The following is a 26,552-nucleotide window of genomic DNA, read 5'->3' on the forward strand; positions in this document are numbered from 1 at the left end:
TTACTTCATAAAATAATCAATAATTTTTTGGTTGACTCTTATCCAACCTAACTCGTCTAAATGAACAATATCTGTTAAGCTATTCATTTCATAATTCTCTTTCTTATATGTCCACATATCCATATACTCAAAATTATGTTCTAAGACTTTTGACTTTATTATAGCCATTAATTCATTAGCTTCTTCTCTATTACCTACAAAAACATAAGGGTTCAAATCTTGCATTATGAATAGTGGTTTTATTTTATAATTATCTAAAAAGTCAAGTAATACTAAAAAATCTTGGAACTCTTGGTTTTTATCTAATTCAGGGGGTATTATTATTGAAAATGGAAAATTATTTTTCACAATTTCTGGTTCAATATATTTTGAATAGTATTCATTATTGATGCCAAAACTATTATTTGAAGAAGGAATTTCTATATTTTTAGCTTCAACTCTTAATTTATCATAATCCAATTTTGGTTTAACATAATTTAGTGTTTCTACTTTTACATTTTTATAATCAAAATTTTGAATTATAAATTTTTTGATTTCATTGTTTAAATAATCTTTTTCTAAAACGTTTAAAGGGTATTTATATATAAAACTTGGCTCTTTTATTAAAGATACATTCTCTTTTATATAGTCACTTATTAAATATCTATATTTATCATCTGTTTCGCTTTCAAAATATAGTTTATTCATCATTCCTGAATACATATATTCCAAAAACTTTGGCATAGTTAAACCATTTTCATTAGAACCTGTAAACCAACTTGGAGATAAAAGAACTACTACTCGTGCATTATTTCTTATCGTTTCATTATCTAAAGCTGCTAATTGAGACATTATTACAAAAGTTTGATGCCCTTCATTACCTTGAACTCTTAATGGTATGTTTAATTCATTATTGAAAAATTTTTGTGGTAAAAATCTTTGGTTGGGATATTTTACTAACTCTGAAGAACCAAATAATACAATCTTTCCACTTTCTAAATCAGTTTGTAAACTTACAGTCTTTTGTAGTGTATCTTGTAAAGGTTTTGTATAATATTCAAGAATTTCATCTTTAAAAATAAAAACCCCTAAAAAGACAATAAAAGATGAAATAAATAAAGCAAAAATATTTATAAAAAATTTATTCACTAAATTCTACTTTTTATATAATTTACCAATTTTTCTATACTATCAAAATTACTTTCAATAATATCTCTTGTATCAATTTTGATATTGAACTCTTCTTCTAACATCATAGCTAAATCAACTGTTCCCATACTATCAATTAAATTTGAAGTATATAAAGGTTCATCTATTTCAACTTTCTTAAATGCTATCTCTTCTACTAATGGTTTAATTCTTTCTATAATATCCATATTTCCTCCTATAAAACTTTCATCTGAAAAATATTTGACATTATATAAAATAATTCGGATTATTAAGCAAAAAATTAAAATTTTTTTGTAATTTTAATGCTATATTCTTTTATTATAATCCCAATTTACAATAAGGAGTTTTTTTATGATATTAAAATTTAAAGAATTTTACCCAAAAATTGACCCAAGTGCTTGGATTGCACCAAGTGCAGATTTAATAGGAAACATCGAAATTGGCGAGGATTCTTCTATTTGGTTTGGTTGTGTTATAAGATCAGATATAAATGAAGTTAAAATTGGAAAGAATACAAATATTCAAGATTTATCTTGTATTCATACAGATACAAATAGTAAAACTATAATTGGTAATAATGTAACAGTTGGACATAAAGTTATGCTTCATGGATGTATTATTGAAGATAATTGTCTAATTGGTATGAGTGCAACTATCTTAGATAATGCTGTAATTGGAGAAGGAAGTATCGTTGGAGCAAATTCACTTGTAACTGCTGGAAAAGTTTTTCCACCAAGAAGTATGATTATGGGAAGTCCAGCAAAAGTAGTAAAACAATTATCTCAAGAAGATGTTGATAAACTTATAGCTCATGCAGGTCGTTATGTAGAATATAAAAATGAATATAGATAAAATAATAGGGTCTAAAGCCTATTAGAGATTGCTCATAATTTTGTGTCAATAAGATAATAGTATGTGCTAATATGATATACAAGTTTATTGCACATTTAATTTTATTAAAATTTGGTTACAATTCCAAATAACTTCTAAAAAGGCGAAATAAAAAAATGTGATTATAACAAATATAAGAAAAATATTTTTGAAAATAGATATTTTTAAACAACTATTTTAGTATTAATCTTATATTTGTTATTCTGCCATACATAAACTACAATCATAATTATTACTTAGTTTATTTTTTCTATAACAAATTATTTTATATCTAATCTATTAACTCTATTTATTTTCAAAATATTAACTAATCAAAAAAATTAAATTAATAAGGAACTAAATGGTAAAAACATATTTTAAAAAAGAGGAATGGTTTGGAAATATAAAAAATGATACTTTAGCAGGTATCGTTGTTGCACTTGCACTAATACCTGAAGCAATAGCTTTTTCAATTATTGCAGGAGTTGACCCAAAAGTTGGATTATATGCTTCATTTTGTATTGCAGTTGTAATTTCATTTGTAGGAGGACGTCCTGGAATGATTAGTGCTGCAACTGGAGCTATGGCTCTTTTAATGGTTACACTTGTAAAAGACCATGGTTTGCAATATCTTTTAGCAGCAACACTTTTAACTGGAGTATTGCAAATAATAGCAGGTTATTTACAACTAGGAAGATTTATGAGTTTTGTTCCAAGAGCAGTTGTTGTAGGATTTGTAAATGCTTTGGCAATTTTAATATTTATGGCTCAATTACCCGAACTTACTAATGTAACTTGGCATGTATATGCTTTAACTCTTGCAGGTCTTGGTATAATCTATCTTTTCCCATATATTCCAAAAATTGGAACAATGCTTCCATCACCTCTTGTAACTATTGTAGTTCTAACCCTTGTTGTATTTTTTATGGGAATAGATGTAAGAACTGTTGGAGATATGGGACAACTTCCTGATACTTTACCAATATTTTTATTTCCTGAGATTCCTTTGAATCTTGAAACATTATGGATAATTTTGCCCTATTCTGTATCTTTTGCTGTTGTAGGATTACTTGAATCACTTATGACTTCAACTATTGTTGATGATTTAACAGATACTACAAGTGATGCAAATAGAGAGTGTAAAGGTCAAGGAGTTGCTAATATAGCTTCAGGTTTAATCGGTGGAATGGCAGGATGTGCTATGATTGGACAATCTGTAATTAATGTAAAATCAGGTGGAAGAGGAAGATTATCAACTTTTTTAGCTGGTTTTTTACTACTAATAATGGTTGTTTTTTTAAGTGATATTATCTCTATTATTCCTATGGCTGCACTTGTGGCTGTTATGATAATGGTTTCTATTGGTACATTTGATTGGGGAAGTATTAAAAAACTTCAAACACTACCACTATCTACAAATATTGTAATGCTAACAACTGTTGCAGTTACAGTTTATACACATAATTTAGCCCATGGAGTATTTGCAGGAGTTCTTTTAGCTTCACTATTTTTTGCTAATAAAATATCTCACTTTATGTATTGTGAAACTTCATATAATGAAGATAATACAATTAAAACTTATAAATTTGTTGGTCAAGTATTTTTTAATAGTGCAGATAAATTTTATAAAACATTTGATTTTAAAGAAGTTGTTGATAAAGTAGTAATTGATTTAACAAGAGCTCACTTTTGGGATATATCAGCTGTTTATGCACTTGATAAAGCAGTTATAAAACTAAGACGAGAAGGAACAGAAGTTGAAGTTATTGGACAAAATGAAGCAAGTTCGACTATAATTGATAGATTTGGAGTTCATGATAAACCAGAAGAGATTGAAAAAGTAATGGGAGGACACTAAAAATGAATAAAGTATTAGTTTGCCTTGATGGCTCAAACCTTTCAAAAGCAGTTTGTGATTATGGAATAGATATAGCAAAAAAACTTAATCTACCTTTGGTTTTATTAAATGTAATAGAACATTCTAATATTTCTAAGAAAGTTAATCTTTCTGGAAATATTGGACTTGGTTCTAAAGATGATTTATTAGAAGAATTAGCCAATGAAGAGATGAATGAGAGTAAACAGCTAATTTTAAAAGGTAAAGCTATTTTAAAAGAGATGGAAGAGTATGTTAAATCTCAAAATTTAACAAACTATGCTACTTTACAAAAACATGGAACTTTATATGAAACATTAGATGAACTCTCAAGTAATTTAAGAATTGCAATTATAGGCTTAAATGGTGAGAACAGTAAAGATATAGGATCAAACGTTGAAGAGCTAATAAGAACATTGAATATTCCAATTTTACTTGTAAATAGTGAGTTTAAAGAGGTAAATTCTATTTTAATGGCTTATGATGGAAGCTCTTATGCTAAAAAATCAATTGATATTGCGGTAAAAAATCCAATATTTCCAAATACAAAGAGATATATTGTAAATGTAAATAGCAATGAAAATGAGTCACATAGAATTTTAAATGAAGCTAGTTTGATATTTAAAAATGCAAATATAGATGTTGAGACTTCATCTTTAAATGGAGATAGTGTTGAATCTATTTTACAATATCAAAAAGAAAAAAACTTAGATATTATTGCTATGGGCGCTTATAGTCATAATAGATTTAGAAGTGCAATATTTGGGAGTTTTACAACAAAAATGTTGTTAAATTCTAAAGTTCCATTGTTATTGTTTAGATAAGAATATTAGTAATAATTACCAGTAGCCATCATTAAATACAAGATGATGGCTATAAGTTAAATCAGTTTTTAAATATCCAAAGTGAATTTTCATTTAGAAAAGTTCCTTTGGTTTTAGCCAATTTTCTAAACTGGCAATGAACTGATTCAATAATATTTGTAGTATAAATAATTTGTCTTATATCTTCAGGGTATTTAAAATAAGCAGATAGGTTTTTCCATTTATTTTTCCAAGATTGAATTACAATAGGATATTTTTTCCATTTTTCTTCAAGGTTATCAAACTCTATTTTAGCAGCTTCTTAGAGATGGATTAATAAATAAGTTTTAAATCTTTGATAAACTCATTCTAATTTTTAGAGACCACATATCTTATTTAATGAATAATACAAAGTTGCACTTCAGTATTTGGAAAAATTGCTTTTATAGCTTCAGAAAATCCTTTTAAACGATCAACAAATTTACCATTAAGTCCCAAACTCTAAAAATAGTATATACAGCTTTGAAAATATATCTACATTCTCTTTTATTTTATAATGTATTACATCATGTTCCGATATTTGAGAGTAACTATTATCAAGAGCATAATCAAGTGTTTGTCTCATTGTTCATCCTTTAAAATAAATTCTATCAGATTGACACAAATTTTTAACACTCCCGTCTATTATTTTACCCTTGATAGAAAATCATTTACATATTTTACTTCACAAATAAAAACTAATAAATCATCTTTTTTTATCACATATGATGAATCAATATTTATAAACCAATTTCCTTGACTCTTATAAGAGACCATTTTTATATTTTTATATTCTTCTTCTATTTGAGAAATTTTTTTATCTATAAAATTATCATTTGCAAAAAGTTTTACCATCTTAATCGTATTACTTATATCTATCTCTTCAACAGTTATGGTATCAAGAAGTTTTTTAACTAACATTCTTCCAGCTATTTTTTCAGGATAAATAACTTTATATGCTCCAATTTTTGATAATATATCTCCATGTGTCGAATTTATTGCTTTTGCAATAATTACTTTATTATTCAAATCTTTTAAAGCCATTACAGTTAATATACTAGCTTCTATATTCTCTCCAATACTTACAATTACTGTATCAAGATTGTAAATACCTACTTCTTGTAAAGCTTGTTTACTCATACTATCAACAATATAAGCATCATCAATAAATTCACTTATTTCTTGAACTTTTTTTTCATCATTATCAACTGCAATAACTTTTACATCTAATCTTGATAAACTCTTTGCAACATAAAATCCAAATTTTCCTAAACCTATAACTGCTATTGTTTTCATATTACTATCTTTCCTACTGGATATTTAAAATGTTTAGTTTTTGCTTTTCCTAATAAAATAATTCCAAAAGCAAAAACACCTAATCTTCCACCTATCATTAAAACAATGATTAAACTTTTTCCAAAACTATCAAACTGTTCAGATAAACTCAAAATTCCACCATTTCCAGTAGATACACCAACTGTTCCAAAAGCTGAAACTACTTCAAAAAGTATTTTTATAAATGGTAAGTTTTGAGTTTCAACTAAAAGCAATGTTGCAAATAAAACAAAAAAAGATGAACTTATAATAATTGCCAAAGCTTTATTTATATGTTTTTGTTCAATTGTTCTTTTGAAAATACTTGGTTGTTGATTGCTATCTTTTAAAATATAAATAACTGAAATTATCAAAATTGCAACAGTTGTTATTTTCATACCACCTGCTGTTCCTCCTTGACCTGCTCCAATCATCATAAATATAGTTGAAAAAAACAAAGATGAATCTTTTAAAGATGATAAATCTATACTATTAAATCCACTTGTTCTAAAATTTACAGATAAAAAAAATGAGTTTAAAATCTTTTCAAAAAAGTCTAATTCTCCAAAAGTTTTTGCATTATTCCACTCGATTGATAAAAATAAAAACATTCCACCAATTATCAAAATAAGTGTTCCATAAAGCATAATTCTTGTATGAATCGAAAATCTTTTTGAAAATTTTCTATTTTCATAAATCTCAATTAAAACAAAATAACCCAAACCTCCAAAAATAATTAACATTGATAGAGTAAAAAGAGTGATAAAATCTCCTTGATAAGATATTAAACAATCTGTAAAAAGAGAAAAACCTGCATTATTAAAAGCACTGATACTATGAAATATTCCATACCAAATAGCATCTTTTAATTCATATTTTTCCAAGAATTGAAAAGATAATATAGTTGCACCAATTAATTCAATCAAAAATACAACTAAAATAATCTTTTTTACAAACTCTTTTGCATCTAAATTTGGTAAATCTAAAGATTGTTTTATAGCTCTTTTAGCATCAAAGTTTATATTTTGTTTTAAAGACAAAAAGAAAATAATAACTAAAGTCATATACCCTATTCCACCTGATTGAATTAGAATCAAAATAACTAATTCTCCCCAAAAAGTAAAATCTTCAGAAGTACTTTTTACAATCAATCCCGTTACGCTTGTGGCACTTGCTGAAGTAAAAATGGCATCAATAAATTTTAACTCTCCAATATGACAAATAGGTAAACTTAAAATTAGTGCACCTAAAAATATAATAAGTACATAACCTAAAAAGATTGATTTTACGTATCTATGATCCATCATATATTCCTAAAAAGAAAACCTATAACCAATACCAGATTCTGTTTTGATATATTTTGGTCTTGTACTATTTTCTTCAATCTTTTTTCTTAATGTATTTACATAAGTTCGTAAATAAGGCATCTCGTTTTGATAAGCAGTTCCCCAAACTTCTTGAAGTATTTGTTTATGAGTTAAAGTTTTATTTGCATGTAACATAAAATATTTTAGTAATTCGTACTCTATTGGCGTTAGTTTCAATTTCTCTTTTTTTAAAAAAATATCTCTTGAGACAATATCCAGTTCAAGTTCATCACAAATAAATCTATTTGCTGATTCAATTTCAACATTTGCAATTCTTCTTAAATTTGCTCTAATTCTAGCAAGTAGTTCATTTACTGAAAATGGTTTGGTTATATAATCATCAGCACCAACATCAAGAGCTGCGATTATCTCTTTTTCATCATGACGTGCAGTTAAAACTATAATTGGAACTTTTGAAATCTCTCTAATTTGTTTTATTAAATCTTTTCCATCGCCATCTGGCAATCCCAAATCTACAACTAATAAATTTGGATTATGGCTTAAAAACATTAATAAAGCATTCTTTTTATTTTCACTTGAAATAAATTCAAATTCAAACTCTTTAAAAGCGATTTCTAAAAGTTTTTTTACAGATTTATCATCTTCAATTATTTGTATCAAATTTTTTATCATAGATTTACTCTTTTTACTATTGGTAGTTCAATCTCTATTAAAATTCCATTATCTTTTGAAACAGCTTTTATCTCTCCATTATGAAGTTTTACTATACTTTTACAAATAGCCAATCCAATACCACTTCCTGAAATATCGTTTGTATCTTCAAGTCTATAAAATTTATCAAAAATATTTTTTAACTTTTTTTTATCAATATATTCTGTTTCATTAAATACTTTAATTCTTATAAAATTGTTTAAATTTTCTACCTCTAAATCTATTTTTGAATCACTTTTTGAATATTTAAAAGCATTATCAAGTAGATTTACAATTAATTGAGTCAAAAGTATATTGTCTCCCCAAAAAAGTGCTAGTTCATCTATTTTTATATTTAATTTTTCATCATTTTGTTTTTGAGAAAATTCATTTAAAGCAACTCCAATAATATCTTCAAAATCACACCATTCTTGTTTTAAATCAAAATTTTTATTTGATAATCTTGTACTATCCAAAAGATTTGTTATCAATCTTTTCATACTTATTGAAGCGTAATTTATATCTTCTAAAAGTGGATATAAACTCTTAGAATCTAACTTGTCATTTGACAAAATAAGATTTATAGTTCCGTGAATTGTTGAAAGTGGTGTTCTTAAATCATGAGAAATAATATGTAATAAACTCTCTTTTAATTCATTTTGTTTTTTTTGTGTGATTAAATTTTTAGCTTGAATCGTAATAATCAATCCAACAACTCCAAAAATTAAAAAACTCCAAAGATATAACTCATTGTTTACATTAAAACTATATAAAGGAGGAATATATAAAAAGTTTAAAAATAAAACACTCAAAAAAGTCATAAAAAAAGTAGCTTTTATATTTCCATGAATTGCTACAACGATAACAGGAATTATATGAATCAAAGCAATATTTATAATACCTAAATGTTCTCTAAATATATGACAAATTATAGTTATAAAAGTCAATATAGCCAAAGCTTTGAAGATATAAGAATACTCTTTATATTTAATAAATATTTTTTTCATTTTATGCTTTTGGTAATTTAAATAATAAAATTAAAGTTAAGATACTTAAGATAGAGAGCATTATAATATTTGGAACTGACATAACAACCTCCTTTTAGGTTTGTTATATCAATTATATTTCATTTATTATAAAGAGAGAATCAAAAAAACTATTAGAAATATAAAAATTTTATAAAGAAAAATTTATCTATTTTTAGAGTACTCTTCTTTTAATTTTGAATATAAGTCATCAAAACTTACATCTTCCATTTTTTCTAGTAAATCTACCATTACAACATTATCTTCATTTCCATTCCAAACTTTTATATAAGTTCCTTCTTTATAACCATTGTCTTGTCTAAATTGATTTAAACAATTTTTTCCAATATAAAGTTTTTGTAACCAAGTAAATGATAAACCAGAAATTTTACAACATCTAAAGAATTGGTCAATAAATCTTTCAATTCCACTAAATGAAGGCATATTTCCTGTATCTATTGCTAAAGAGATATAAGATAGTTTTTCAGCTTCTCTTACCATAAGTCTTACATCGATATTTGAAGATGCTTCATAAATACAATGAGTATTTACCAAAGATACTGCTTTAGGAACATTTGTTTCTTGTAAAATATAAGACATTAAAAAGTGCCAAATATCAACAAGTTCAACATGAATATTATTCATATCTGGATTTGCATTGATATTTTTCCAGTGTTTCCAAGGAGTTGATTCAATAAGTTCAGCTACTTCCATATGAATACATCTAAGCCAATTTATCTCTTTTCCGTACTTATTAACACCTAATTCCCAATTATTTCCATTTGTTGAATCATTTAATTTTTTTTGTAATAAAAACATCTCTTCAAGTTTATGAGGGAAAGATGAAGCTTCTTCTAAAAGTGTCGCTAAAGGGAAACACTCTTCTACAAGGCTATCTAAAGCTAAATTTGCTGGTAAAACTTCTTTTTCACCTTTTATAAGATGTAAAAGTAATGAAATAACATAAGGAACCTCATTTTTTTCTTCCCAATTTAAAATTTCATTAGATGAAACACCTGAATAATTTATAAAATCTTCAATAGTTAAAAAACCTAAAGTTTTTATACTCTCTTTAAAATCTTTATACAACAAATTTAACTCCTATTAGCTTGATTTTTTGGACTAAAAAATTTACAATCTTCACCACTACTATTTTTCACAACCATCGATGGTATCATCCTTGATTTAAATCCATAAGATTTACAACCATGAGGTTTACTAGGTTCCCAAGTTACAAAATAATAAATACATTTTTGGCAAATTATTCTGTTTTGCATTATATCTTAAATCTCAACTTTGCTTTGTATTGCTTTCGATAATGATAAAATATCTACGTTTTCTAAACTAACTCCAGTTGGAACACCTTGCGCAATTTTTGTAAATTTTATATCAAAATCTTTTAATTTATCTTCAATAAATAAAATAAAAGCATCATTTGCAATAGACGGAGTTATAGCAAAAAGAATAGTTTTTACTCCATTATTTAAAATAAATCTTTGCAAAGAGTCTAAAACATCTTGGTCTAACTCTTCTATTACAAAATATCTTCCATCAAATTGATTTGAATCTTCTATTACAAAAATATCTTTTGCACTTTGAACAATACAAAGCTTTTCGTTATCTCTATTTTCATCTAAGCAAAATTCGCAAATTTCATGCTCGCTCATAGAACCACATCTTGAACACTTTGTGATATTTTTCAAAGCATTTTCTATACTGTGCGCAATTTTTATACCACAATAATTGTCATTCATAACGATATGATAAGCAAGCCTTAATGCCGATTTTTTACCTATTGTTGGTAAAGATTCGAAAGCTTCAACAAGTTCATAAAATTTTTCTAGTCCTTTATTCATTTTGGGATTATATCTAAGATTTATAATAATTTTAATTAAGCTTTAGATAAAATACACGCTTGTTAAATTTTTATTATATTTTTTTTACGGAGTACAAAATTGACTGAAATTGATTATTATGAACTATTAGAAATTAGCAGAAATTCAGATAAAAGTACCATTAAAAAAGCTTATAGACAAATGGCTATGAAATATCATCCTGATAAAAACCCAGGTGATAACGAAGCAGAAGAAAAATTTAAAGCTATAAATGAAGCTTATCAAGTTTTAAGTGATGATGAAAAAAAATCTATTTATGATAGATATGGAAAAGCTGGACTAGAAGGACATGGTCAAAGAGGTGGTGGTTTTTCTGGTGGATTTGATGATTTAGGTTCTATTTTTGAAGAGATGTTTGGATTTGGAACAAGTTCAAGAAGCAGAAGAGAAAGAAAAACTTACAATTATAACTTAGATGTTACTATTGAAGTAAAACTTGAGTTCAATGAAGCTGTTTTTGGTTGTAACAAAGAGATAAACTACAAATACAAAACTGCTTGTAAACCTTGTGAAGGAACTGGTGCAAAAGATGGAAAACTATCAACTTGTCCTACGTGTAAAGGGCAAGGACAAGTTCACTCAAGACAAGGATTTATGACTTTTGCTCAAACTTGCCCAAGATGTGGTGGAACTGGTCAAGCAACAACTGACTCTTGTAAATCTTGTAAAGGTACTGGTTACGAAGAGGTAAAAGATAACTTTAAAGTTGATATTCCTGAAGGTGTAAATGATGGAATGAGAATTAGAGTATCAAATAAAGGAAATATTGCACCAAATGGACAAAGAGGAGATTTATACCTACAAGTTTCTGTAAAAGAAGATTCTCACTTTGTAAGACATGATGATGATATTTATTTTGAAGCTCCAATATTCTTTACTCAAGTTGCTTTAGGAGGAACTATAAAAGTTCCAAGCCTAAGAGGAGAACTTGAACTTGAAATTCCAAAAGGAGCGAAAGATAAACAACAATTTACTTTTAAAGGTGAAGGTGTTAAATCTGTTCAAGGTTATGGAAAAGGTGATTTAATTATTCAAATAAAAATTGAATATCCAAAAGCTTTAAATAATGAACAAAAAGAACTTTTAGAAAAACTACAAGATAGTTTTGGAATAGAAAGTAAACCTCATGAAACAACTTTTGAAGGAATGTTTGATAAAGTAAAAAAATGGTTTTCATAAAAATTTTATAAATATATTTAGGGGAAAATAAATGAACAAATCATATTTAGAAAGTATGCCTGATGCTAATGGTTTTTTTGGTAAATTTGGAGGTTCCTTTATTCCTCCTGAATTAGAAAAACCTTTTGAAGAGATCAAAAAAGCTTATGAAGAATTAAAAAATTCTCCTAAATTTATAGAAGAGTTAAAATATGTTAGAAAACACTATCAAGGAAGACCAACTCCAATCTCATTTGCAAAAAATCTAACACAATTTTGTGGTGGAGCAAAAATTTATCTAAAAAGAGAAGATTTAAATCATACTGGTGCTCATAAATTAAACCATTGTATGGCTGAAGTAATCTTAGCAAAACATCTTGGAAAGAAAAAAGTAATAGCTGAAACAGGAGCTGGTCAACACGGTGTTGCACTTGCAACTGCTGCGGCTTATTTTGGGCTTGAATGTGAAATTCATATGGGTGAAGTTGATATTGCAAAAGAGCATCCAAATGTTGTTAGAATGAAAATTCTTGGAGCAAAAGTAGTTCCAGCAACTCATGGACTTAAAACTTTAAAAGAAGCTGTTGATTCAGCATTTGAAGCATATTTGGCTGATACAAAAAACTCTATTTATTGTATTGGTTCTGTTGTTGGTCCACATCCATTTCCTATGATGGTAAGAGATTTCCAAAGTGTTATTGGATTTGAAGCACGTGAGCAATTTTTAGAACATGAAGGGAAACTTCCAGATGCCGTTGCCGCTTGTGTTGGTGGTGGAAGTAATGCTATGGGAATTTTCTCTGGATTTATTGATGATAAACAAGTTGAACTTTATGGTGTTGAACCAATGGGAAAAGGTAATAAAATAGGTGAACACTCAGCATCTTTAACTTATGGAGAAGAAGGAATTATGCATGGATTCAACTCTATTATGTTAAAAGATAAAGATGGAAACCCAGCTCCTGTTTACTCTATTGGAAGTGGAATTGATTATCCAAGCGTTGGACCAGAACACGCTTATTTAAAAGAAACTGGAAGAAGTAAAGTTGGACTTTGTAATGATAATGAAGCTGTTGATGCATTTTATAAATTATCTCAACTAGAAGGAATCATTCCTGCTTTAGAGTCAGCTCATGCAGTTGGATTTGCTATGAAATTAGCAAAAACTTTAGATAAAGAAAAAACTATTTTAATAAGTCTTAGTGGTCGTGGGGATAAAGATATTGATTTTGTTATTAATAACTACCCTATTCCCAATTCAAAATTTTAAAGGTTAAAAAATGAAATTAGAATATGCTGGTTTTAGACCAATTATAAGTCAACATGGAATATCTTTTAAAAGAGGAAAAGATGATAAATTTATCTATCTTCCTTTTGCTTATGAAATTCTAAATGCTTTAAATAATGACTATGATTCTACAAAAAATCACTCTCATTCAATAAAAATAGAAGAACTAAATATGGAAAAGATATTAAAAATAATCTCTTCTATTTATTCAAAAATAGATACTGAATTAGATGAAAAAGTTAAAAGTTATATAAAACATTTAGATGAGGAAGAAAAAGAAGTAGAAAATAGAACAACTTTGAGTGATATTGAAAAAAATATATATTTAGAAAATCTAAAACTAATGAGAACTTACAAAATTCAAAGAGCAAAAAATAAAATCTTTTATTATTATTGTGTCTCAGCTATTGTTGAAATCATCAAAAAAAATAAAATAAGAAAAATTGATTTACCATTTAACGAAAAATTTTGGCATATTCTAAAATCTATTCAAAGTAAACTTCAATCTCAAAATATCTCTTCAACTATAAAAGTAGATGAACTTGAAGGTTTAAAAATCAAATTTACTGTGAATATTTTCTAACTAAAACTGCTTAATTAAATTTGTATTGTAGTTATCTAACTCTTTATATTTAGTTAGCAGTTCTTCATATTTTAAACTATAATCTTCATATAAAAATGAATATCTATCATCTTTGTTTTTATATTTATTATAACCATCTTTTGAAGTTTTAGAAAAACTGCTCATAAAATCAAAAGAGTTTATCTCTAAAAGTATGTTATCTAGCATATCTTGAGATATTACCTCTGTATTAGAAGTGTTTTGATTCACTTTATTTGTAATTGATTGATGTAACAAATTAAATAAAGATGAATTTCCATATTTTGACTTAAAATAACTATTTTTATCACTATATCTATCAGTTAAATATTCAAATCCAACCGTAAAGGGTTGACCTAAAATTACGTTAAATAAAGCTTTTGATAGATTCTCATCTTTTGAAAATAGTGTAGCAAGTCTTAAATTCTTTGCCATATTTTTATCATCTTCATTTTGAAACAATTTTTCTATCTCTTCTAAAGTTATACCTTTTATATTTTCATAACTTAAATCAGCTGTTTTAGAAGATTTATTTTCATTGTTCACATCAACTAAAGTATGCAAAAATTTATCAACTTCTTGATTTGAACTTTGTTGATTATAAGCTTTTGCTATTGCTATTTCGTAATTTGAATTTATCATTTAGTTACAATCTTCTTTTTTTGATAATTTTTTTAGCTCATTACAAGAAAAACCTGCCTCTTTTCTAGCAATAAAGTTCAAATCCATCTTTCTACTCGTACTTCCTGGAAAAACTTCTTCTATTATTTCTAAATAAGTTGATTCAGGCTCTAAGTTCAACCTTTCACACTCGTATTTAAACCAAAAATCACCTTTTTTTACATGACTTACTTCTTCTTCTAAAATAAGCTTTAAAGCTTCAATGAATCTTACATTAAATTCATCTTTGTTTGAATTTAACTTTTCCATAATTTTTGGATTTTGATCAAGTCCATTAGCTTCAAGATATCTAGGAACTGCTGCCATTCTTCTTAAAAAATCAGGAGTTTGCTCCATAGCTTCAAATAAATTTTTATGTACAGGAAAATCCCCATAAGTTCCTCCAAGTTCAGTAAGTAACTCTTCAAGCATCAAAAAGTGTCGTATTTCATCTTCTGCTACTTCTAACCAATCTTGATAATATTTTAAAGGTAAATTATGAAATCTAAGTGCTGCATCTAAAGCTAAGTCAATCGCTGAATATTCAATGTGTAAAATAGTATGAACTAAATATTTTTTACCTTCAATAGTTTTAAAGTTTTTTATAGGAGGTAAAGCTGTTGGTTTAATTATTTCTAAAAAAGATGAATAAGAAGGCTCTTTTAGGCTTAAAGCTTTATAGTTATCATCAAAAATAAGTTTATTATCCAAAAAAAGTTTATAAAATTTATAAAATTTTTCAATTTTATCTTTTGGTTTGCTTGTTAATAAAACTTCTTCAAGCATAGTAAAATAATACATTAATTAACCTCTTTTTTGATATAATGAAAGAATTTTATCAAACTAAGGTTTAAAATGGAAATTAAACTACATCCTATGGGCGATTATCAAACAAACTGTTACATTGTAACTATTGATAATAAAGATATTATTATTGATCCAGGAGTAGGCGCTTTGTCTTGGATAGAAGCAAATGCGAAAAATCCAATTGCCGTTTTAAATACTCACGGACATTTTGACCATGTTTGGTCAAATCAAATAGTAAAAGAAACTTTTGATATCAAATTGTATACGCCAAAAGATGATAGTTTTATGCTTACATTAAATCCATATAATATGGGAATGCCACCTTCTTATGCAGATGTTTTAGTAAATCCAGATGAAGAGATAGAACTTGAAGGTATAAAAGTAAAATTTCATCATTTTCCAGGTCATACACCAGGCTGTAGTGTAATTGAGATAGAAAACAGTTTATTTAGTGGCGATTTTATTTTTAAAGGAACTATTGGAAGATTTGATTTCCCAAACTCTGATGCAAAACTAATGAAACAAAGTATAAATAAAATATTAACATGGAAAAACAACTTTCATGTTTATCCAGGACATGGAGATAAAACAACTTTACAAAACGAAATTGAAACACTTAAACAGTGGGAAAGACATATTTAATGAACAAATCTTGTGAAGAAGTTTTAGCAAAAAGCCAGGAATTAAGGTTATTAGGATTAGAGGATTATTCTTTAAATATTTTTAATTATTTAAATACAAACTATCAAATTAATTTTCTAAAAATATATATAAAAAAGCAAAATGATATTGAAAACTTATTTGATAATTCACAAAAAAATGAAAACTATTTATTTAATACATTAAAATTCAAACAAAACAATGAATATGAAGTTATTTTTAGTCTTCTTTCTACAACACAAAAAGAGTTTGAAGATATAAAAAATAGACTAAATTTTATAAAATTAGCACTAGAGATTTTTTCACAATCTTTATTTAGTAAATATTTAGAAAAAGTTATAGAAGACATATCTATAATTGATTCTCTAACAGGAAATTATAACCGTCACTATTTATATCATTATATTGAGCCTTTGTTTAGTTTATCAAATAGAAAACAAGAAAAGATTGCTTTTTTAAGAATTAGTATTGATCACTTCAAAGCAGTAATTGATGAATTTAACTATAAAATTGGAGATAAAGTCATCAAGGTTTTATCTAAAACAATAAAAAGTAGTATTAGAGACTCTGATACAGTTATAAGAATGACAAATGATGGACATTTGATAATTTTGCCAAATATTACAAACTCAGACAATGCCGTTTTAGTCGCAAATAAATTAATAGATAAATTTAGTAAAGAAAAAATTGTTGTAAACGAAGATACAAAACAAACTTTGATGAAAACTATTTGTGTTGGTATCACAATATATCCTGATGATGGTGTAGATATTGATACAATAATTAGAAAATCTGATATAGCTTTATACGAAGCAAAAAATATGGGAAGAAGTACAGTATTTGTATTTAATGAAGAAGAAACAAACAAAGTAGAACTTTTTTAGGTAAATAATGAGCAGTATTTTAGAATTAATAAAACAATCAGCTACAGATGAAAATGCTTTCAAATCATTAGAAAGTATTTTCAATTTTTATGAACAGTTACAATATGCAACTAATATTAAACAAGTAGCAGAAGATATTTTTATTTGGTTAAATAAAGATTTTGATGTAAATAATCTCATTTTTTCACTTTTTGATATAAATAAAAGTATAAAAGAAGATATTCTTATTAAAGGAAAAGAGTTCTATTTAGATGATGATTTATCTCATTTTTTTATAGTAAATACTCATACAAACTTAAATGCAACAGTATCATTTTGTGCAACTTCACAAGAACATTCAAAATTTTTAGAAGAAAAATATCAAACAATTGAAGCTGCTTTTTCTCAAGTTTCACCAATTATTCAAAATAGTATTCTAAAGAAAAACTTTATAGACTCATTATCTTTAGACTCTGTTACAAATGTTTATACAAGAGACTATTTAATAAAAATGTTATCTGAAAGAATTAGACTTTTAGAAAGTGAACAAAATGAAATGTATTTATTAATGATAGGAATAGATAGATTTAAAGCTATTATTGATGAATTTAATTATGAAATAGGTGATAAAGTTTTAATTGAATTAGCACGAGTAATTCACTCAAATATCAGTGAATTTGATATGGTAGGAAGATTAAATGCTGATATGTTTTTAGTTTCATTAAATGATTGTAATGAAATACAAGCTTGTAATATTGCAAAAAAGATTATTTCTGATTTTTCTGAAATTGATATTTTAGTAGATAAAAGAAGTGGTCAAACTTTGAAAAAAACTATTTGTATTGGTTTAGAAAGATATCTACCAAATTATAATATTTCATTAGATGACTCTATAAAAAATGCAGATACAGCGCTTTACGAAGCAAGAAATAAAGGACGAGGTCAATTTTTTAAATTTAGCGATTTAAAATCTGAAGATAACATAGAGTTATTTTAAACCTACATTATCTTTCTAGCTTTTACATAAACTCTTTTAGGAGCTGGATAACCTTCTACTGTTTTACTACTATCATTTGGGTCTAAAAAGTCTTCTAAACTCTCATCAAAAGACCAAGGAGTTTTTCTTTGTTCTTGTGAAGTTGTAATAGTTGTTGCTAATACTTCTATATTCTCAAACCCTGCTCTTTCCAACCAATTTTTAAGTGCAGGAATTGTTGGAATAAAATAGATATTTGGAATTTTAGAATATCTTTTATTTGGAGTTAAACAAATCTCTTCTTCTCCATCAATCATAAAAGTGTCAATTAAAATTTCACCTTTACTATTTAATCCACGTGCTAATGATTTTAAAGTTCCAACAGGATCAGGTCTATGATATAAAACTCCAAGCATAAAAATAAAATCAAATTTGTGATTATAAAATTCTAAATGTTCAACTCCAAGCATTTCATAAACAATATCTGATTTTACAAAATGATTTACAAACTCAAATTGATGTAAAGTTAATGGTGATGGATCGAAACCTATCAATCTTTTAGGACAATCTTCTAACATTCTAAACATATAATAACCATTGTTGCAACCAATATCAGCAACTACTTTATCTTTTAGATTAAAATATGGACGAATTAAATTATATTTGATATTACTTTGCCATTCACTATCAATTTCTAAATCAAAAATTTTAAAAGGACCTTTTCTCCAAGGAATAAGTTTTTTAGCTGTTTGAACTATTATTTCATACTCTTCATCACCCAAATCAGCCCTATTTCCTATACTAAACCAATCTCCATAATCTATTTTTAGATTTGATTTTTCTATTTTACAAGCTTCTTTTAGTTGTAAAAACCAAGGTTCAACATTTTTCCAAGTTCGACACTCTTCTTTTTTCTTTTGTAATATTTCTAAATTCATGGGCAGTATTATAGATATTTAAGCTAAAATTCCATCTTAAATTACCATATTTAAAAAGGAAAATTAAAATGAAAATCCTAAAATTAGATAAAAAATATAAAAATGATTTTATACATATAAACAATACAACAAAAGAATATTTATCAAATCCAAGTTTTTTTATAGGATTTTTTACAGAAAATGAAATAAATAGCTTTTTAGAGACTGAAGATAAAGCTATTTTTTATGGAGTAATAGAAAATGAAAAGTTAGTTGCAATTTCAGGACTATTTTTTGAAATTGAAGATTTTTTAGATGAATTAAAGTTACTTAACATAAATCCAAAAGATGTAGCAGAAATCGGAGCTTGTATGACATTACCAACTTCTCGTTCAAAAGGTTATATGCTTAACTTAAATAAAAAATTATTAGAAATTGCAAAAACAAAAAAAATAAAATATATTTTAGCAACTGCTCATCCAGAAAACATTTCTAGCAATAAATCTTTACAAAATTTAAAAATGAAATTTATAAAAGAGTTTACTAGACATAATTTTCCTAGAAATCTGTATATTTTAGAACTCTAAAACTTCATATTTTTTAAAAAATATATGATAGAATACTGCCTTTATTAACGATGAGTTAACCTCTTTTTAATACAATTTGAAAAAATTTTTTAAAGGATATTCTTTGAAACTATCTAACGTCTTATTTTCATTTAAGACTACGCTTATTTTACTTAGCTTTTTAGCTATTGGAGCAGGAGTTGCCACATTTATTGAAAATGATTTTGGTACATCATCTGCTAGAGTTTTGGTTTATAACAATATTTGGTACGAAACTATTTTAGTCTTAACTACTATAAATTTAATTGGAATAATTTTTAAATATAAAATGTGGAGAAATAAACCTAGATTTATATTTCACTTTGCATTTGTTGTGATTTTAATTGGTGCAGGAATTACAAGATATATTGGATATGAAGGTATTATGCAAATTCCTGAAGGTCAAACAGAAAATAAAATGCTATCACTAGAACCTTATTTACAAATTACAATAAAAGATGGTGATAAAACATATTATCAAGAGTATCAAAAAGAGTTTACATCTTTACTTCCAATTTTCAATAATTTCTCTCATGATATTCATTTTGGGGACAAATCTATAAAAATCAACTATAAAGATTATGTATTTGCAAAAAAAGAACAAGCTTCTATGGGATTGTTAAGTGTTGAAGCTATTTACAACGGTCAAACTCAAGCTGTTAGATTACCTGGTCAAAGAGGACAACAAGGAGTTGAAAGAGATTTAGATTTTGGTGATATATCAGTAAATTTAGTATATGGTTCAAAATATGTTGAACTACCTTTTGCTATTAAATTAAATGATTTTCAACTTGAAAGATATCCAGGAAGTATGTCTCCATCATCTTACGCTTCTGAAGTTACAGTTATAGAACAAGATGGAAAATCGTATGATTATAGAATATTTATGAATAGAACTCTAAATGAAGGAAATTTCTTATTTTTCCAAAGTTCATATTTTCCTGATGAGACAGGAACTGTACTATCTGTAAATAATGACCCAGGAAAATGGCCAACTTATTTAGGATATTTTTTATTAACTTTAGGATTACTTTTAAATTTCTTTGATGAAAAATCAAGATTTAGAAAACTTACAAAATATGTAAGTGGTAAAAATTTAGCTATTTTTCTTTTAACTGCTGCCTGTTTCTTCTCTCCATCTTTACAAGCAAATCAAAATATCGAAGATGAAAATCTACAACAAACAGTTGATTACTTAAATAATTTAAAAGATTCTTCAGCTGTAACTGCTGATAAATTTGGAGAATTAGCCGTTCAAAGTAATGGTGGAAGAATGAAACCACTAGGTACACTTAATAGAGAAATTATTCAAAAATTAAGTGGAAAAGCTTCATTTTTAGGAATGGATGCAAACCAACTAATCATTGGTATGTTATCAAATCCAAATGTTTGGAAAGATGTAAAAATAATCAAGATACAAACTCCAAAATTAAAAAAATTTTTAAATATTGATACACATGAAAACTATATCTCTTTTTCTGAAGCATTTGGAAGCGATGGAACATATTTATTAGCACAAGAAGCTGAAAAAGCTCTTCTTACAAAACCTATTGAAAGAGGAACTTATGAAAAAGATGTTATCAAAACAGATGAAAAATTAAATATTATTTATTCTGTATTTAATGGAACATTATTTAACATTTACCCTAAAGTAAAAGATTTAAATAACCTTAATGATGATAACTATAAATGGTACTCTCCTCTTGAAGCAATAGAGACTTTTGAAGGGGAAAACCAATTTGCAATAGATTCTATTACAAGAGGATTAATCAACTCTATTATTGAGAATAAATGGGAAGATGCAAATAATTTTATAGATATGATAGCTTTATATCAAGACAAAATTGGTAGCGATGTAAAACCATCAAAATCAAAAATTGATGCAGAGATTATGTTCAATAAAATTGATATTTTCTTCAAATTAACTATTGCTTATATGATTTTAGGGTTAGTTATGTTGGTTGTTGCATTTATTATAATCTTTAAACCAGAATTTAAACCTAAAAAGACAACTACAATATTTTTTATTATTCTAGCTACACTTTTTGCTTTACACACTTTTGGTATGGGTTATAGATGGGTACTTTCAGGACATGCACCTTGGTCAAATATCTATGAAACTTTAGTTTATATATCTTGGTCAGCAGTTTTTGCAAGCGTTATTTTCTTTAGAAAATCTCTTTTAGCTTTAAGTGCAGGTGTTATAATCGCAGGAATATTTATGTTTACTGCCCATTTAACAGATGTTGATCCTCAAATTACAACTTTAGTTCCAGTATTAAAATCTTATTGGTTAACTATTCACGTTTCTATTTTGACTGCATCTTATGGATTCTTTGGACTTAGTGCAATTTTAGGGTTTTTAACTTTAATAATGTTCATTTTTAGAGATAAAAAACCACACCTTAATGATATAATTAAACATGTTTCAGCAATTAATGAAATTTCATTAATTATTGGTCTTGCAGCTATCACAGTTGGAAATTTCCTTGGAGGAGTTTGGGCAAATGAGTCTTGGGGAAGATATTGGGGATGGGATCCAAAAGAGACTTGGGCTTATGTATCAATAGTTGTTTATGCTTTAGTATTACATTTAAGATTTATAAAATCTTTAAATACACCATTTGTTTTAGCAACAGCTTCACTATTAGCATTTAGTTCAATATTAATGACATATTTAGGAGTAAATTTCTATTTATCAGGAATGCACTCTTATGCTACAGGAGATCCTGTTCCAATTCCAACTTGGGCTTATATGACTTTTGCTTTAGTTGTAATTACTATTATTCTTGCAATAAAAAATAGAGATTTAAAAGACTCTATCTCAAACTAAAGGCTAGATTTTCTAGCCTTTTTTTATTAGGACAAAAAATGAAAACTATTTTAGATATTTTTAAAGAAATAACAGCAATTCCTAGATGTTCAGGAACTCATAATCCATTCATTTCTTATATGCAAAATTTGTCAAAAGAATTAAACTATTTATGTTTAGTTGATGAAAACAACAATATTTTATGTAAAAAAGAGAATAGTAAAGCGAAATTAGCTTTCCAATCGCACTATGATATCGTTTGTTTAACTGATAATTGTATTCCAAAAATTATTCAAAATGGTGATATTTTGACAGCATTTGATTCAACACTAGGAAGTGATAATGGAATTGGTTGTTCATATATGATAGCTTTAATGTATGAAAATTTTGATGGCGAATTCTTATTTACAAGTGATGAAGAAATAGGACTTATTGGAGCAAATAATCTAAATTTAGCTCTAAATGCTTCTTATATGTTAAATCTTGATAGCGAAGAAGAAGGTGAGATTTGTATAGGTTGTGCAGGTGGAGTTGATATTTTTGGTAAAAATGAAAATAAAAAAATTATTCCAAATGATGATAATTTAGACCTTTATGAAATAACTATTTCAAAACTACAAGGTGGACATAGTGGTGTTGATATAGATAAAAATATTCCAAATGCTATAAAATTAATAGCTCAAACAATCAAAGAGTGTAATGGAAAACTTTTAGATATAAATGCAGGTGAAAGAATCAACTCAATTCCAGCAAATGCAAAAGCAATAATTGCAAGTTCAATTGAGCCTATTTCAAGTCACGAAAATATGATAATAAATAAAATAGATACAAAATCTGAACACTTAAATATTTATGATGACAAAATTGTAGATTTTATTTATGATTTCCAAAATGGTGTAAGAGCCATGAATAAAGAATTAAATGTGGTTCAAAGTTCAATAAATCTTGCAATTATCAAAACAAATATTGATGATATAAAAATTGAATTAAGTGCTAGATCAATGGATAATGAAGATTTACATAAACTAAAAAATGAAACTATAAAAATGTTAGAAGATTATAATTTTACAGTTGAAACAAATGGAAAATATCCAGCTTGGAAACCAGATATCAATGAATTTACATCTAAAGTTTTAGAAATATATAAAGAGTTTAATCCTAAAGCTTCACTTGAAGCTATTCATGCTGGACTTGAGTGTGCAATTTTTAAAGATAAATATCCAAATATAAAAGTAGCTTCAATAGGTCCAACTATAAATTTTCCTCATTCAAAAAAAGAACAAACTTCGATAAACTCTATTGGAAATGTGTATAAAATTGTAAAAAAGATAGCTTATAGCTTTTAAGTTATCTTTTTTTAAGTTCTTCTAAAATTTCATCAAAATACTTATTTATAGTTATATAAGCTATTTTTGTTTTTTTGTGGACTTGGTATTTTGTAGGAGATATATTTTGAATTTCAAGCTCTTGAATAGCTTTTTTTATTAAATCTTTAACTCTTTGTGTTCTTATCTTTCTAGCTCTTTCTAAACTATTTACATCTAAAGGTTTAATCTCTTTAAGTTCATTATAAAGTGCTAAATTTTCATTTTCCATAAAGTTAACTAGTCTAGTAAAAAACTCATCTTTTATCTCTATAATCAAAATATATCCTTTATATTTTACTTAGCTAAATAATACTATTAATTTAGCTAAGTTATATTATATTAGAAACTCTCCCATTCACCATCATTGTTAGTTGCTTTATTTGAAGTAACAACTGTTTCTTTTTGTTTTTTTGATACTTTTTTTGACTCAACGATATTTACACTATTATCTTTTTTTTGTGATAAAGTTTTATTCATATCTCTAGCTGATACTTCATCTTTTCCTATAAATTCTTTTTCATTTGCATCACTTACAACCATTTTTGCAATCTCATCTGTAACAATAGCAACATCATGAGTTTGAGAAGAAACCATTGCATTTTGTTGTGTTTGTCTGTCTAATTGATTTACAGCATCATTTATCTGCTCTATTCCAACTAATTGTTCTTTACTAGACATTTCAATATCTTGAATTAAAGTAATAGTTTGTTGAATATCTTTTGTTAATCCAACATAACCTTCAATCATATTTTTAGAGATATCTTTACCTTCATTTGCTTTTATTGTTGCATTTTCTACTATAGATTTTATTTCACGTGCTGCTTCTGCACTTCTTGAAGCTAGATTTCGCACCTCTTGTGCAACAACGGCAAATCCTTTTCCAGCTTCTCCAGCAGTTGCTGCTTCAACAGCTGCATTAAGTGAAAGAATATTTGTTTGGAATGCAATATTATCAATAACTGAAATAGCATCATTTATTAAATTAACTTGATTGTTTATTTCATCCATTGCATTCGTAGTCTTATTTGCTAGACTTTCACCTTGATTTACTGATTTTGTAACTTGATTTGATAAAGTAGCCATTTTAGAAATATTTTGAGTCGTATTTCTAATATTACTTGTAATCTCTTCAATAGCAGCAGCTGTTTCTTCCAAACTTGCAGCAGCTTCATTTGATGAAATATTTAATTTATTTACATTTTCTAATAAAATATGAGAGCTATCTTCTAATGTTAAACCATTCTTTTTATTTTCTACAAGTAAATGATTTATTGTATCTGCTAAAGAGTTTATCTCTTTTGCAACTTCACCTTGAGGATTTTCTATTCTAGGTCTAAAGTCCATTTTTTTGTATGTTTGTAATACTTCATCAATTGCAACTAAATTATTATTTACTTTACTTGAAATTAGAACCAACATCTCATTTAAAATATTTTTTAGTTCTTCTAAACTCTCATTTTCTGTTTTAGCTTCAATCCTATTATTTAAGTTTCCTTTATTTATTTCTAAAACTACCTCTTTTACATTATTAATTAAAGCTTCATCTTGTTTTAAAAGTTTATTTGTTTTTTCAATATTTTCATTAACAAATTTACCCATTATTCCAATTTCATCATTATTTTTGACTTCTATTTTTTCAACATTTTTAACTTCTTTATTTAAGTATTTAAAAAATGATAAAAGCCCTTCTTTAAATTTTTCTAATGGAAGAATTATCTCTTTTGTTATAAAAAATGAGATAAATGCAATCAAGACAATAGAAACAATCACAGCAATAATAACTATTCCTAAAATAATTGAAGATATTTTTTGATAAGAATTTTGTCTCATTATTTCAATATTTTTTTCAACATTATCGATATATACTCCTGTTCCAATCATCCATTTCCATTCTTGTAAACCATCAGCATAACCAATTTTGTCATATAATTTAGGATCATCTTTAGATTTTGGGAAATCAAAAAGAACAGTTCCTCCACCCTTTTTAGCAGCTTCAATTAGATCTTTTATATAATAAACACCTTTTTTACTTTTATTCTCCATTAAATTTTTTCCAACCAAAGCAGGATTAACTGGATGCATTATATTTGTACCATCATAGTCATATACAAAGAAATATCCATCTTGTCCAAATCTAATTTTTGAAATTTCTGCCAAAGCTTTAGCTTTTAATTCTTTTTCTTCATTATCTATATAAACACCTGTCCCTATAATCCACTCATAAGGTTCAAATAGTCTTACATTTGATAATTTTTCTCTTGGAGGTTTTCCTGAAATAACTTGAGTATAAGGAACAACTCCTTCTCCTTTTTCAAAAGCAGTTTTTATAAACTGTAAAACATGAGAACCAGTGTTTTTAGTTCCCTCTTTTTCTGGAGTTAAAGGTAATTTTAAAATTGTAGAATTTTTATCATAAACAAAAAAGTAATCATTATCTTGACCATATCTAACTGAACCAATTGCATCTAAAAGTACTTTTTTTAATTCTGCTTCTGGTACTTTGTTTTTTTGATCTTCATAAATTTTTGTAATCATCGCAAATAAAAAATCAGTTTGTGATTTCAAATATGTAGCTTTTCTTGCTTTAACATTTTCAATTTTTGATTCTTCATAAGCATCTTTTGCTATATTTACTGCAAATGTAGTATAGTTTTTCATCTCTTCAATATTAGTTTTAAATGCTCTTTCTTTATACTCTTCAATAGTTTGATTAGTCAAATTATTTACTTCGTAAATAGATTTTGTTGCAATAATTATAGATACAAGAACAATAGTAACTATTACAATAGCTAATAACTTTATTCTTATTGATAAATTACCCATTATGCTTCACTCCCTTTCGTTGAATT

General features: G+C 26.4%; 26 protein-coding genes and 1 pseudogene. 12 read left to right on the forward strand and 15 right to left on the reverse strand.

Translation table 11 applies throughout. From position 1 onward, the window contains the following. Both CKV87_RS06400 and CKV87_RS06405 read right to left on the reverse strand, forming a co-directional pair. Nucleotides 1-1,128, reverse strand: coding sequence for a D-alanyl-lipoteichoic acid biosynthesis protein DltD (locus CKV87_RS06400; protein ID WP_012012956.1), 1,128 nt, complete (start codon nucleotides 1,126-1,128; stop codon nucleotides 1-3). Next, a complete protein-coding gene (locus tag CKV87_RS06405; RefSeq protein WP_012012957.1) occupies nucleotides 1,128-1,355 on the reverse strand; it encodes an acyl carrier protein in 228 nt (75 codons plus the stop codon). Before CKV87_RS06405 ends, CKV87_RS06400 begins: the two co-directional genes overlap by 1 nt. Before the next feature lie 145 nt (nucleotides 1,356-1,500). Between CKV87_RS06405 and CKV87_RS06410 the strand changes: the two genes are divergently transcribed. The 3 genes from CKV87_RS06410 (at nucleotide 1,501) to CKV87_RS06420 (ending at nucleotide 4,719) form a co-directional block, all read left to right on the forward strand. Continuing rightward, nucleotides 1,501-2,001: a gamma carbonic anhydrase family protein gene (locus CKV87_RS06410; RefSeq protein ID WP_012012958.1), complete on the forward strand. Its 501-nt coding sequence runs from the start codon at nucleotides 1,501-1,503 to the stop codon at nucleotides 1,999-2,001. 379 nt (nucleotides 2,002-2,380) lie between these two features. After that, nucleotides 2,381-3,877 carry a SulP family inorganic anion transporter gene (locus CKV87_RS06415; protein WP_012012959.1) on the forward strand — a complete coding sequence of 499 codons (1,497 nt, stop codon included), beginning with the start codon at nucleotides 2,381-2,383 and terminating at the stop codon, nucleotides 3,875-3,877. Between the two features lie 2 nt (nucleotides 3,878-3,879). Beyond that, nucleotides 3,880-4,719: a universal stress protein gene (locus CKV87_RS06420; protein WP_012012960.1), complete on the forward strand. Its 840-nt coding sequence runs from the start codon at nucleotides 3,880-3,882 to the stop codon at nucleotides 4,717-4,719. Between the two features lie 79 nt (nucleotides 4,720-4,798). On the opposite strand, the pseudogene CKV87_RS11780 reads toward CKV87_RS06420, so the two are convergent. From CKV87_RS11780 to recR, 8 genes and pseudogenes are all read right to left on the reverse strand, one after another. Continuing rightward, a pseudogene (locus CKV87_RS11780) lies at nucleotides 4,799-5,266 on the reverse strand (transposase); the annotation flags it as partial. A 116-nt stretch (nucleotides 5,267-5,382) separates the two neighbouring features. Further along, nucleotides 5,383-6,033, reverse strand: coding sequence for a potassium channel family protein (locus tag CKV87_RS06430; RefSeq protein ID WP_004509533.1), 651 nt, complete (start codon nucleotides 6,031-6,033; stop codon nucleotides 5,383-5,385). Beyond that, a complete protein-coding gene (locus tag CKV87_RS06435) occupies nucleotides 6,030-7,358 on the reverse strand; it encodes a TrkH family potassium uptake protein (RefSeq protein ID WP_012012961.1) in 1,329 nt (442 codons plus the stop codon). The genes CKV87_RS06430 and CKV87_RS06435 overlap by 4 nt, the downstream gene beginning before the upstream one ends. Nucleotides 7,359-7,364: 6 nt before the next feature. Beyond that, nucleotides 7,365-8,051: a response regulator gene (locus CKV87_RS06440; protein WP_012012962.1), complete on the reverse strand. Its 687-nt coding sequence runs from the start codon at nucleotides 8,049-8,051 to the stop codon at nucleotides 7,365-7,367. Continuing rightward, nucleotides 8,048-9,076 (reverse strand): sensor histidine kinase, encoded by a 1,029-nt coding sequence (locus tag CKV87_RS06445; RefSeq protein ID WP_012012963.1) that lies wholly within the window; start codon nucleotides 9,074-9,076, stop codon nucleotides 8,048-8,050. The genes CKV87_RS06440 and CKV87_RS06445 overlap by 4 nt, the downstream gene beginning before the upstream one ends. 183 nt (nucleotides 9,077-9,259) lie before the next feature. After that, nucleotides 9,260-10,186 (reverse strand): dUTP diphosphatase, encoded by a 927-nt coding sequence (locus CKV87_RS06450; protein WP_012012964.1) that lies wholly within the window; start codon nucleotides 10,184-10,186, stop codon nucleotides 9,260-9,262. Between the two features lie 2 nt (nucleotides 10,187-10,188). Beyond that, nucleotides 10,189-10,371 (reverse strand): hypothetical protein, encoded by a 183-nt coding sequence (locus CKV87_RS06455; RefSeq protein ID WP_020848019.1) that lies wholly within the window; start codon nucleotides 10,369-10,371, stop codon nucleotides 10,189-10,191. A gap of 6 nt (nucleotides 10,372-10,377) precedes the next feature. Continuing rightward, the gene (recR, locus tag CKV87_RS06460; protein ID WP_004509540.1) at nucleotides 10,378-10,950 is read right to left on the reverse strand and encodes a recombination mediator RecR; all 573 of its coding nucleotides are present in this window, start codon (nucleotides 10,948-10,950) and stop codon (nucleotides 10,378-10,380) included. A 99-nt stretch (nucleotides 10,951-11,049) separates the two neighbouring features. On the opposite strand from recR, the gene dnaJ reads away from it, so the two are divergent. Genes dnaJ through CKV87_RS06475 form a run of 3 tightly spaced genes read left to right on the forward strand, consistent with a single transcriptional unit; the run spans nucleotide 11,050 to nucleotide 14,018 of the window. Next, on the forward strand, nucleotides 11,050-12,168 hold the full coding sequence (gene dnaJ / locus CKV87_RS06465) for a molecular chaperone DnaJ (protein WP_012012965.1): 1,119 nt from the start codon (nucleotides 11,050-11,052) through the stop codon (nucleotides 12,166-12,168). A gap of 31 nt (nucleotides 12,169-12,199) precedes the next feature. After that, nucleotides 12,200-13,417 (forward strand): tryptophan synthase subunit beta, encoded by a 1,218-nt coding sequence (trpB, locus tag CKV87_RS06470; RefSeq protein ID WP_012012966.1) that lies wholly within the window; start codon nucleotides 12,200-12,202, stop codon nucleotides 13,415-13,417. A 10-nt stretch (nucleotides 13,418-13,427) separates the two neighbouring features. After that, nucleotides 13,428-14,018, forward strand: coding sequence for a hypothetical protein (locus tag CKV87_RS06475; protein WP_012012967.1), 591 nt, complete (start codon nucleotides 13,428-13,430; stop codon nucleotides 14,016-14,018). On the opposite strand, the gene CKV87_RS06480 is transcribed toward CKV87_RS06475, so the two are convergent. After that, the gene (locus CKV87_RS06480; RefSeq protein ID WP_012012968.1) at nucleotides 14,019-14,678 is read right to left on the reverse strand and encodes a hypothetical protein; all 660 of its coding nucleotides are present in this window, start codon (nucleotides 14,676-14,678) and stop codon (nucleotides 14,019-14,021) included. It abuts the gene before it with no gap. Then, the gene (locus tag CKV87_RS06485) at nucleotides 14,679-15,497 is read right to left on the reverse strand and encodes a ferritin-like domain-containing protein (RefSeq protein WP_012012969.1); all 819 of its coding nucleotides are present in this window, start codon (nucleotides 15,495-15,497) and stop codon (nucleotides 14,679-14,681) included. 54 nt (nucleotides 15,498-15,551) lie between these two features. On the opposite strand from CKV87_RS06485, the gene CKV87_RS06490 reads away from it, so the two are divergent. The 3 genes from CKV87_RS06490 to CKV87_RS06500 are packed head-to-tail and all read left to right on the forward strand — an operon-like array spanning nucleotide 15,552 to nucleotide 18,023. Then, a complete protein-coding gene (locus CKV87_RS06490) occupies nucleotides 15,552-16,145 on the forward strand; it encodes an MBL fold metallo-hydrolase (RefSeq protein ID WP_004509546.1) in 594 nt (197 codons plus the stop codon). Beyond that, entirely contained in the window at nucleotides 16,145-17,047 is a 903-nt protein-coding gene (locus tag CKV87_RS06495) for a GGDEF domain-containing protein (RefSeq protein ID WP_012012970.1), read from the forward strand. The genes CKV87_RS06490 and CKV87_RS06495 overlap by 1 nt, the downstream gene beginning before the upstream one ends. 7 nt (nucleotides 17,048-17,054) lie before the next feature. Then, nucleotides 17,055-18,023: a GGDEF domain-containing protein gene (locus CKV87_RS06500; RefSeq protein ID WP_012012971.1), complete on the forward strand. Its 969-nt coding sequence runs from the start codon at nucleotides 17,055-17,057 to the stop codon at nucleotides 18,021-18,023. A gap of 2 nt (nucleotides 18,024-18,025) precedes the next feature. Here the strand turns inward: CKV87_RS06500 and cmoB are convergent, their stop codons facing one another. Next, a complete protein-coding gene (gene cmoB / locus CKV87_RS06505) occupies nucleotides 18,026-18,940 on the reverse strand; it encodes a tRNA 5-methoxyuridine(34)/uridine 5-oxyacetic acid(34) synthase CmoB (RefSeq protein ID WP_012012972.1) in 915 nt (304 codons plus the stop codon). Between the two features lie 68 nt (nucleotides 18,941-19,008). Here cmoB and CKV87_RS06510 point away from each other — a divergent pair, with 68 nt between their 5' ends. From CKV87_RS06510 to CKV87_RS06520, 3 genes are all read left to right on the forward strand, one after another. Then, nucleotides 19,009-19,506 (forward strand): GNAT family N-acetyltransferase, encoded by a 498-nt coding sequence (locus tag CKV87_RS06510; RefSeq protein WP_012012973.1) that lies wholly within the window; start codon nucleotides 19,009-19,011, stop codon nucleotides 19,504-19,506. 103 nt (nucleotides 19,507-19,609) lie between these two features. Beyond that, entirely contained in the window at nucleotides 19,610-22,357 is a 2,748-nt protein-coding gene (gene ccsA, locus CKV87_RS06515; RefSeq protein ID WP_012012974.1) for a cytochrome c biogenesis protein CcsA, read from the forward strand. A 38-nt stretch (nucleotides 22,358-22,395) separates the two neighbouring features. Next, the gene (locus tag CKV87_RS06520) at nucleotides 22,396-23,682 is read left to right on the forward strand and encodes a zinc-binding metallopeptidase family protein (RefSeq protein ID WP_012012975.1); all 1,287 of its coding nucleotides are present in this window, start codon (nucleotides 22,396-22,398) and stop codon (nucleotides 23,680-23,682) included. 1 nt (nucleotide 23,683) lies between these two features. Here CKV87_RS06520 and CKV87_RS06525 read toward each other — a convergent pair whose 3' ends face one another. Both CKV87_RS06525 and CKV87_RS06530 read right to left on the reverse strand, forming a co-directional pair. Then, complete coding sequence (locus CKV87_RS06525) at nucleotides 23,684-23,980, reverse strand: hypothetical protein (protein WP_004509553.1); 297 nt, start codon at nucleotides 23,978-23,980, stop codon at nucleotides 23,684-23,686. A gap of 62 nt (nucleotides 23,981-24,042) precedes the next feature. Next, on the reverse strand, nucleotides 24,043-26,526 hold the full coding sequence (locus tag CKV87_RS06530; RefSeq protein WP_012012976.1) for a methyl-accepting chemotaxis protein: 2,484 nt from the start codon (nucleotides 26,524-26,526) through the stop codon (nucleotides 24,043-24,045). Nucleotides 26,527-26,552: the final 26 nt, after the last annotated feature.

Source organism: Aliarcobacter butzleri (assembly GCF_900187115.1).
GTDB lineage: Bacteria > Campylobacterota > Campylobacteria > Campylobacterales > Arcobacteraceae > Aliarcobacter > Aliarcobacter butzleri.